At 71.8% G+C, this 7,604-nt stretch carries 10 protein-coding genes; 5 read left to right on the top strand and 5 right to left on the bottom strand.

Annotated elements, in window-relative coordinates:
* Positions 1 to 87: 87 nt before the first annotated feature.
* On the bottom strand, positions 88 to 573 hold the full coding sequence (locus ACFWEJ_RS25010; protein ID WP_377231885.1) for a DUF1269 domain-containing protein: 486 nt from the start codon (positions 571 to 573) through the stop codon (positions 88 to 90).
* Positions 574 to 647: 74 nt separating this feature from the next.
* Positions 648 to 1,481, bottom strand: coding sequence for a mechanosensitive ion channel domain-containing protein (locus ACFWEJ_RS25005; protein ID WP_377231884.1), 834 nt, complete (start codon positions 1,479 to 1,481; stop codon positions 648 to 650).
* A gap of 206 nt (positions 1,482 to 1,687) precedes the next feature.
* On the opposite strand from ACFWEJ_RS25005, the gene ACFWEJ_RS25000 reads away from it, so the two are divergent.
* A complete protein-coding gene (locus tag ACFWEJ_RS25000) occupies positions 1,688 to 3,544 on the top strand; it encodes a LamG-like jellyroll fold domain-containing protein (RefSeq protein WP_377231883.1) in 1,857 nt (618 codons plus the stop codon).
* Here the strand turns inward: ACFWEJ_RS25000 and ACFWEJ_RS24995 are convergent.
* On the bottom strand, positions 3,525 to 3,941 hold the full coding sequence (locus tag ACFWEJ_RS24995; protein ID WP_377231882.1) for a hypothetical protein: 417 nt from the start codon (positions 3,939 to 3,941) through the stop codon (positions 3,525 to 3,527). The genes ACFWEJ_RS25000 and ACFWEJ_RS24995 overlap by 20 nt on opposite strands.
* A 115-nt stretch (positions 3,942 to 4,056) precedes the next feature.
* Here ACFWEJ_RS24995 and ACFWEJ_RS24990 point away from each other — a divergent pair, with 115 nt between their 5' ends.
* Complete coding sequence (locus tag ACFWEJ_RS24990) at positions 4,057 to 4,710, top strand: hypothetical protein (protein ID WP_377231881.1); 654 nt, start codon at positions 4,057 to 4,059, stop codon at positions 4,708 to 4,710.
* Between the two features lie 56 nt (positions 4,711 to 4,766).
* Here the strand turns inward: ACFWEJ_RS24990 and ACFWEJ_RS24985 are convergent, their stop codons facing one another.
* On the bottom strand, positions 4,767 to 5,249 hold the full coding sequence (locus tag ACFWEJ_RS24985) for an NUDIX domain-containing protein (protein ID WP_377231880.1): 483 nt from the start codon (positions 5,247 to 5,249) through the stop codon (positions 4,767 to 4,769).
* A 38-nt stretch (positions 5,250 to 5,287) separates the two neighbouring features.
* On the opposite strand from ACFWEJ_RS24985, the gene ACFWEJ_RS24980 reads away from it, so the two are divergent.
* Positions 5,288 to 5,827 (top strand): DinB family protein, encoded by a 540-nt coding sequence (locus tag ACFWEJ_RS24980; RefSeq protein WP_377231879.1) that lies wholly within the window; start codon positions 5,288 to 5,290, stop codon positions 5,825 to 5,827.
* Positions 5,828 to 5,885: 58 nt separating this feature from the next.
* Here the strand turns inward: ACFWEJ_RS24980 and ACFWEJ_RS24975 are convergent, their stop codons facing one another.
* Positions 5,886 to 6,647: a DUF4333 domain-containing protein gene (locus ACFWEJ_RS24975; RefSeq protein ID WP_377231878.1), complete on the bottom strand. Its 762-nt coding sequence runs from the start codon at positions 6,645 to 6,647 to the stop codon at positions 5,886 to 5,888.
* A 131-nt stretch (positions 6,648 to 6,778) separates the two neighbouring features.
* On the opposite strand from ACFWEJ_RS24975, the gene arfB reads away from it, so the two are divergent.
* Positions 6,779 to 7,225, top strand: a complete 447-nt coding sequence (arfB, locus tag ACFWEJ_RS24970) for an alternative ribosome rescue aminoacyl-tRNA hydrolase ArfB (protein WP_377231877.1) — start codon at positions 6,779 to 6,781, stop codon at positions 7,223 to 7,225.
* Positions 7,226 to 7,394: 169 nt separating this feature from the next.
* Positions 7,395 to 7,535 carry a hypothetical protein gene (locus ACFWEJ_RS24965; protein WP_377231876.1) on the top strand — a complete coding sequence of 47 codons (141 nt, stop codon included), beginning with the start codon at positions 7,395 to 7,397 and terminating at the stop codon, positions 7,533 to 7,535.
* Positions 7,536 to 7,604: the final 69 nt, after the last annotated feature.

The following is a 7,604-nucleotide window of genomic DNA, read 5'->3' as shown; positions in this document are numbered from 1 at the left end:
CTCTCTGAGCCCTCAGAGAGCGACCACTCCTACGTTCGACGCCGGGTCGACGCCGGGCTGGCCGACGCCAGGCGGGGCGCCAGGGCGTCAGCTTCCGAATGTCTCCAGCAGCGTCGACCGCTCCGCTTCGGTGAGGTTGGTCGCGATCAGCTTGCCGCGCATGCCGTGGAACCGTTCGCCCACCCGGTCGATGTCGCCGTCCTGCGTCACGGCGAACAGCGCCGACGTGCCGACCGTGACCTGTTCCCGGATCGTCTCGAGCTGGTTGCGGTCGATGCCCACCGCCTCCGTATGTTTCGCCAGGGCGCCGATCGCCGCGCCGGCGGCGGCACCGATGAGCGGCATGAAGAACAGCGTGCCCAGGAGCAGCCCCCAGAACGCGCCCCAGCCGGTGCCACGCCACTCGTTCTCGTGGGCCTGCTTGGTGGTCGGGGTCGCCTGCCCGACGGGCCAGGACACCACGGCGTGGTCGACCACCGTGATGAGCCCCTCCGACGCGGCCTGCTTGAGGTTCCCGGCCGCGGCCTGCGCGCCCTCGGGGTCGTCGAACTTCCAGACGGTGAACGTGGTCATCGGTGATCCTCATCCTCCTGGACGGTCTGTTCCCCCGCCTTTTGATCGTCGCACCCGGCGGCGCGATCCGCGCGTCACAGGGCGGGCGGCGGGACCCGTCGCGCGACGTCCGCGGGCGGGGGCGCGTCCACCGCCCAGGCCGCGGCGCGGGGGCGGAGCGCGGTGCCCAGGGCGGCGACGATCGCCGACGACACGGCGGTCCCCTCCGTCGGGGCGTGCCAGAACCGCAGCCGAAGCGTCGTGCGCGCCGGGTCGGCGGCGACGTACAGCACGTCCGGCGGCGGGGCGGGCAGCACGCCGGGCACGGCCGAGGCGGCCAGCAGCACGCCGTCGGTCTCGTCGTCGCGCAGGTCCGCGAGCCGCACCTCGATCTCGCTGCGGCGCGCACCGGGCGCGGAGCCGTTCACGAGCGGCTCGGAGATCACCAGGGAGTTGGGCACGTGCACGCGCACGCCGTCGTACGTCTCCAGAACCACGGTGCGGTTGTTGAGCTCCTTGACGGTGCCCACCCAGTCGCCGAACGCCATCTCGTCGCCCACCACGACCGGCATCCTGGTCTGCAGCACGATCCCGGCGCCGAAGTTGTCGGCCAGGCCGCGCACCGTCAGGACCAGCACGATGCCGACCACGACCACCACGGTGAGGATCGGCTGCGTCTGCGCGCCGAGGAAGCCGAGCGCCACGCCGATGCCCGCGAGCAGCACGAGGTAGTGCACGGCACGCACGATCGCATCCCGGACCTGCGGGTGCAGCCCCTTGATCCGCGCAGTCGCCGCGAGCGCCGCGCGGCGCGCGTAGCGGGTCGCCAGCCAGGTGGCCAGCAGGGTCAGGACGGCGAGGACGACGTCCCAGCCGTCGAGGTCGTCCGCCGAGAAGAACTGCGCGATCGCGTCGCCCACGGCGCTCATCGGTGCGCCCCCGCACCGCTGTGTGTCGCCACGCGCACTCCCGTCGTCGGGGTCCGAACGTGCTCAGAGGCTACGTTCGGCGGATGGCCGGCGCGCGCGGAACCCGCGCGGCCCCCTACAGACCCCACGGCCGTCCAGCGCAATGGTCAGCCGCCGTTCGGCCGCGCGTCACCCCTGCGCCAGACGGCGCCGCCACGATCTGACCCGTGGAAAACAAGCTCTCTCGCCGCTCCCTGCTCCAGGCGGCAGCGGCCGTCCCCGTTCTCTCGGCGGCCGCCGCGGCCGCCGGCACGACGTCGGCGGCGGCCGCGCCGTCGTCGGCCTCCTCGAACGGCGGTCGCCCGGACGCGGCGGCCGCGCGGTTCACCGTCGCCGTCCTGCCCGACACGCAGTACCTGCTGGACGACGGCGGCTCCGACGCAGAGCCCGTCCGTGCGACGCTGCGGCACCTGGTGCGCGAGCGTGCGCAGGACAACATCGTGTTCATGACACAGCTCGGTGACGTGACCGAGCACGGCACCGAGACCGAGATGCGCGCGGCGAGCCGCGCGTTCGACGCCGCCGGTCGCCTGCCGTACAGCGTGCTGGCCGGCAACCACGACGTCAGCGGCGACGACCAGCGCGGCGACTCGCCGTACCTGCGCGCCTTCGGGCCGCAGCGCTTCTCCAGGATGGAGACCTACGGCGGCTCCTCCCCCGACGGCTACAACAGCTTCCACGTGGTCCGCGGCGGCGGCCGGGAGTGGCTGGTCCTGGCGCTGGACTGGCGCCTGTCCGACGCCGGGCTCGCCTGGACGCAGGGCGTGCTGGACGACCACGCCGCCCTGCCGGCGATCCTGACCACGCACGACCTCGTGTGGGCCGAGGACGACGGCAAGGCCCACCTGTCCGACAACGGCCAGCGCCTGTGGGACCGCCTCATCAAGGGCAACGACCAGATCTTCCTCGCGCTCGGCGGGCACTACTGGCCGTCCGGCCGCACCACGCTCACGAACGACGCCGGCAACGCCGTCCACCTGCACATCACCAACTTCCAGGACCGCTACTACGGCGGCGCCGGCATGGTGCGCTACTACAGCTTCGACCTGGTGCGCGGCGTGATCGACGTCGAGACCTTCTCGCCCTGGCTGCTCGCCAAGGACGACCCCACGCCCCTGGAGGCGGAGCACGTCGAGCTCAGCGGCGACGTGGACCGGTTCACCGTGGAGATCGACTTCGACGAGCGGTTCGCCGCGTTCGCGCCGCCGGTGCTCCCGGCGCCGCTGCCGCCGTCGGCCGTGATGCCGCGCGGCACGGTCGCGTACTGGCGGTTCGACGCCGCCGGGCTCGCCTCCGCGGGGTCGGACGGCGCGCCCGTCGCGCCCGGCACCGTGGCCCGCGACCTCACCGGCAACGGCAACGACCTGACCTCGCAGCTGCTGCACTCCAGCGCCCCGGAAGCGCTGACCTGGTCGGCCGAGCACCACGACGCCCAGCCCGCGCGGGCGAGCCTCCGGTTCGACGGCGGCAAGGGTCCCGACCGCGGTGCCGTGCTGCGCACCGGCCCGAACGCGCCGGTCAACAGCGCGACGTTCGAGTCCGGGTACACGATCGAGACGTTCCTCAAGCTGCCCGAGCCCTTCGAGGGCGACCACTCCTGGATGGGCATCCTGAGCTGGGAGGGCCGCGCGGGCGATGCCGGCAAGCACAGCGGCTGGTCCGACGACGAGCCGACGTGCAGCCTGAACCTGTCGGGTGAGCGCTTCCTGCAGTTCGTCGTCTACCCCGTCCCCGTCGACGCCGACCCGACGTCCTGGAGCCACGCGATCCCGGTGGGCCGCTGGATGCACGTCGCGCTCGTCAACGACGGCCGGCACACGGTGATGTACGTGGACGGCTCGAAGATCGTGCGCAACGCCGCCGAGGAGTCGCGCGGCATCTCGACGCTGGGCAAGCCGTTCGCCATCGGCGGCACCCAGTCGGCGGAGAAGTACGGGCAGGGCTTCTACGGCTGGATCGGCGACACCCGGATCGTGTCGCGCGCCCTGCGCCCGGACCAGTTCCTCACGGCGCGGAGCCGCTGAGGCGCGCCCGGACCGACGTCAGCAGCAGGTCGCACCGGGCAACGGTGGGCGGGCTGTCGCCGAGCTTCTCCCGGTCCAGGACCTGCCACTCCGTCACCACGGAGCCCGGCGGGAACTGCTGCCAGGTGAGGTCGATCGCGACGGTTCCGCCCGCCGTCGGCAGCTCGTTCCAGAAGTGCACCTCGTCGCGGAACCGGGTCCGGACGACGCCCTTGACGATCTCGGCGGCCGGGAAGAAGTGCTGCACCACGCGCGCCGTCGGGTAGCACTGGCCGAGGGCGGGATTGCCGTGCTCGGCCACGCCGCCGTACGAGGTCCGTGGGCTCCAGGACGCCTCCAAAGCCTCGCGCAGCACGATCAGGTCCACCGGGTCCTGGGGCGTGTCGGCAGTGGTCACCGAGGCAGGTTAGCGGAGGCCCGAATGTCCGAAAAGGGCGTCCGACCTGCGTGAACATCTGGCTGAATCTTTCCGCAGGCACAACCTTTCACCCGGTCAGTGCGTCGTAGGGGGTATGAGACACACACACGAGAAGGCACGTTCCATCGTCCTGACGGCCGGCCTCGTCGTCGGCCTCACCGCGGGGGCGACGTCCGTCGCCGTCGCCGCCCCGTCAGCCGTGGCGTGCTCCGCCGTCGCCGCGCACGCCCCGAGCCACGTGGCGGACCCGCCCGGGTGCGACCCGGTCGGCACCCCGATCAAGCTGGGCGAGCCCACCGACGGCGCCACCGACGCCTGGCAGTCCACCGAGACCGACGGCGTCGGCTACAAGCTCCCCGCCGACTGGACCGGGCGCGCGGTCGTAGGCGACGGTGGCCCCGGCCACGAGTGGGAGTCCCCGGAGACCATCTACTCCGACGAGTTCGGTGACCTGCACTGGCGGGTGCTGATGCAGTCGCCCTTCTTCGACCAGGAGATGCCCGACCCCGAGGTGCTGAACGAGCTCGGGTGGTACGCCTCGTACATCGACGTCGAGGGCGCGTCGGAGGCCGTGCTCACGGCCGCGCAGACCGAGCACTGGGGCGCCCCGGGCGTCGAGACGATCGACTTCCAGGTGTTCGTCCAGTCGGAGGAGACCGGCGTGGTCAGCCGGTTCATGGGCGAGCTGCCCCCGGGCGAGGAGGGCCAGTTCCTCCTGGACAACTTCGTTCCGACGATCGAGCCCTGATCCTGGGCTGAGCTGAGCGGAGGCGGGTCCCGGCGCGGTGTGCCGAGGCCCGCTTCTCAGTCCGCGAGCGCCTCCACCAGCCGGTCGACGAACGCCGCCTGCGCGCTGACGACGACGCGACGCGCGTCGTCGGGCGCGAACCAGGCAACCCGGTCGATCTCGGGAATCTCGAGGCGCTTGCCGGACCGCGGCGGCCACTCGATCTCGACCGTGTTGCTGCTGATCGCCGACAGGTCGGGCCCGGGCTCGGGCCACTCGCGCGCCCAGGCGTGGACCACCTTGCCGGCGCGCTGCCGCACCTCGCCGAGCTCCAGGTCCGGGCCCGACGACGGCGGCAGCTCCAGCCCGAGCTCCTCGGCCGCCTCGCGCACGGCCGCGGCATGCGGCTCCTCGCCGGGTTCGAGCTCGCCCTTGAGCAGGGACCACGACCCGGCGTCCTTGCGGGCCCAGAACGGCCCGCCCATGTGGCCGAGCAGCACCTCGACCCCGCCGTCGGGCAGCCGCCTGAAGGGCAGGAGTCCCGCGCTCGTCGTCGCCATGGGTCCAGTCTGCTTCCTGACGCCGCTACGGTTCCAGGATGAGCACGATCACCGACCCCACGGACCGCTTCGAGATCCCCTTCACCGCCGACGAGAAGCAGACCCTGCTCGGGATCCTCGCCTTCCAGCGCGACACGCTGCGCTGGAAGGTCTCGGGGCTGAGCGGCACGCTGCTCGCCTACCGGCACGAGCCGAGCACCTTGTCGCTCGGCGGCCTGCTCAAGCACCTCGCCGTCATCGAGCAGGCCTGGGTCAACGTGACGTTCGCGGGGACGGTCGAGACCCCCACCTGGTATGCCCAGTACAAGGAGCAGGAGGGGCGGCAGGACTGGACGTTCGCCACCGCCGCGGACGACTCGCCCGAGCAGCTGCTGGCCTGGCTCGACGAGGCCCAGCGCAGCACCGAGCGGATCGTCGCCGAGACGACAGACCTCGGCACGATCGCCCAGGAGAAGTTCTGGGAGGGCCAGGAGGCCTCGCTGCGCTGGATCCTGCTCCACCTGATCCAGGAGTACGCCCGGCACCTGGGCCACGCGGACCTGCTCCGCGAAGCGATCGACGGGTCGGTCGGCATCTAGGAGCGGACGACGCCCGACGATGAGCACCCGAGAACGGCCGGGAGTCCTTCGACACTCGTCACCGCGTCGGCCTCCGCCACGACATCTCCCCCAGCCACGACTCCAGGGTGACGGTGACGGTCTCGGGTGCCTCGCCGACCACCCCGGTCTCGCAGTCGAAGGTCTCGCCGACCCGGACGACGAGCGGGTCCGGGCAGGTCGCCTGGACCGGCAGGCTGGTCTCGACGAGCGACGTGCCCTCCCCGGTCGAGTACGAGCCCTCGATCGAGGACTCGACGTCGGCGGCCTCCAGCTCGACGCCGCCCACGTAGGCCACGAGCGGCGTCGCCAGGACCGAGACGACGAGCGCCCCGATCCACCCCACCAGGGGCCACCAGCCCGTCCTCGTCAGCCGGATCCGGAAGATGAGGTAGAGCGGCACGACCAGCAGCCCGCAGATGTAGAGGTAGACGGGCACGCGGTACCCCGCCTGGCGCAGGAGGGTCAGGTCGGCGACGAGACAGGCCACGTTGAGGACGCTGCCCACGGCCAGGATCCCGCCGGTCGACGGCGTGCCGGACCTCAGGAGCAGGATCTCGACGAGGATCAGCACGACCTGCACGGCCGTGAACGCCCAGAGGGCAAGGCTGCTCGGCGTGTCGAACTCCGAGGCCTCATGGTGCTCCGGGACCCACGGGCCGTCGACCGGGCGTCCCTCGTCGTCGGTCCAGAACGACCAGTCATCGGGCGCCGCCGGCCAGTCGGGCTGAGGCCGCCAGCCGACTTCCGGCGACCAGTCCGCCGGGGGCGTGGGCCAGCCAGGCGGTGAGCTGAAACGCATGGGTGATGCCCTCGCAGATCGTCGGTCTCGACAATGTCGCCGCTGAGTATGGCAGCGCGGAACCCCTGGTCACGCCGTCGTCGACCCCGTATGAGCACGGGCCCCACGCCCGGGTGCGAGACCATGGGCGCATGCCCTCCCCCGTCCGCCCCGGCCTGGCCGTCAGTCCCGCGCTGACCATCCCCCGCGCCGAGCTCACCGAGCGGTTCTCGCGCTCCTCCGGCCCGGGCGGTCAGGGTGTGAACACGACCGACTCGCGCGTCGAGCTCTCCTGGGACGTCGCACGGTCCGCCGTCCTGAGCGACACGCAGCGCCAACGGCTCCTGGAGCGGCTCGCGGGCCGCTTGGTCGACGGCGTCCTCACCGTCGTCGCCTCGGAGCACCGCGAGCAGCGGCGCAACCGCGACGCCGCCGCCACGCGCCTGGCCGCTGTCGTCAGCGACGGACTGGCGCCCGGTCCGCGGAGCCGCCGCGCCACGCGCGCCACCCGGGGTTCGCAGGAGCGGCGGCTGACCGCCAAGAAGCAGCGGTCGGACACCAAGAAGCTGCGCTCGTCGAAGCCCCGGCGCGAGGACTGACCTTCGCCGTGAGAGGACCGAACAAGAACGTCAAGCGCCCGACAAGTGCCCGGCACGAGTGAGATCCTTGACCGCATTTCGCGCTCTCAATACTGTGACCTGCGTTTACGGCGCTAACTCGCGAATCTCGCGAGGCGTGCCATCGTACGAGCAACGTGGAGCGTGGCTGATGAACTTCATGAGGACCAAGATCGCCAAGGCTGTGGTGCTGACCAGCCTCGGACTGGCCATGTCTCTTGGAGTGGGCGTTCAGTCGCTCGCTGCTGACACCGGGATCGTCACCTTCACCGGTCCGATCCTCGACTACTGAGCTCGGACTATTTCAAGCGCACCAAGCGGCTTTCGCTGATTCCGAGAGCAGAACGGCGCCTCCCGACTC

This window comes from Promicromonospora sp. NPDC060204 (genome assembly GCF_042728455.1).
GTDB lineage: Bacteria > Actinomycetota > Actinomycetes > Actinomycetales > Cellulomonadaceae > Promicromonospora.
The sequence above is the reverse complement of the archived record's forward strand: the minus strand, read 5'-3'. Positions and strand labels throughout refer to the sequence as shown.

Coding starts and splice junctions, on each gene's coding strand:
- arfB (WP_377231877.1), top strand. CDS start 6,779: ATGCCCTCCCCCGTCCGCCCCGGCCTGGCCGTCAGTCCCGCGCTGACC.
- ACFWEJ_RS24965 (WP_377231876.1), top strand. CDS start 7,395: ATGAACTTCATGAGGACCAAGATCGCCAAGGCTGTGGTGCTGACCAGC.
- ACFWEJ_RS24985 (WP_377231880.1), bottom strand. CDS start 5,249: ATGGCGACGACGAGCGCGGGACTCCTGCCCTTCAGGCGGCTGCCCGAC.
- ACFWEJ_RS24980 (WP_377231879.1), top strand. CDS start 5,288: ATGAGCACGATCACCGACCCCACGGACCGCTTCGAGATCCCCTTCACC.
- ACFWEJ_RS25010 (WP_377231885.1), bottom strand. CDS start 573: ATGACCACGTTCACCGTCTGGAAGTTCGACGACCCCGAGGGCGCGCAG.
- ACFWEJ_RS24975 (WP_377231878.1), bottom strand. CDS start 6,647: ATGCGTTTCAGCTCACCGCCTGGCTGGCCCACGCCCCCGGCGGACTGG.
- ACFWEJ_RS25005 (WP_377231884.1), bottom strand. CDS start 1,481: ATGAGCGCCGTGGGCGACGCGATCGCGCAGTTCTTCTCGGCGGACGAC.
- ACFWEJ_RS24990 (WP_377231881.1), top strand. CDS start 4,057: ATGAGACACACACACGAGAAGGCACGTTCCATCGTCCTGACGGCCGGC.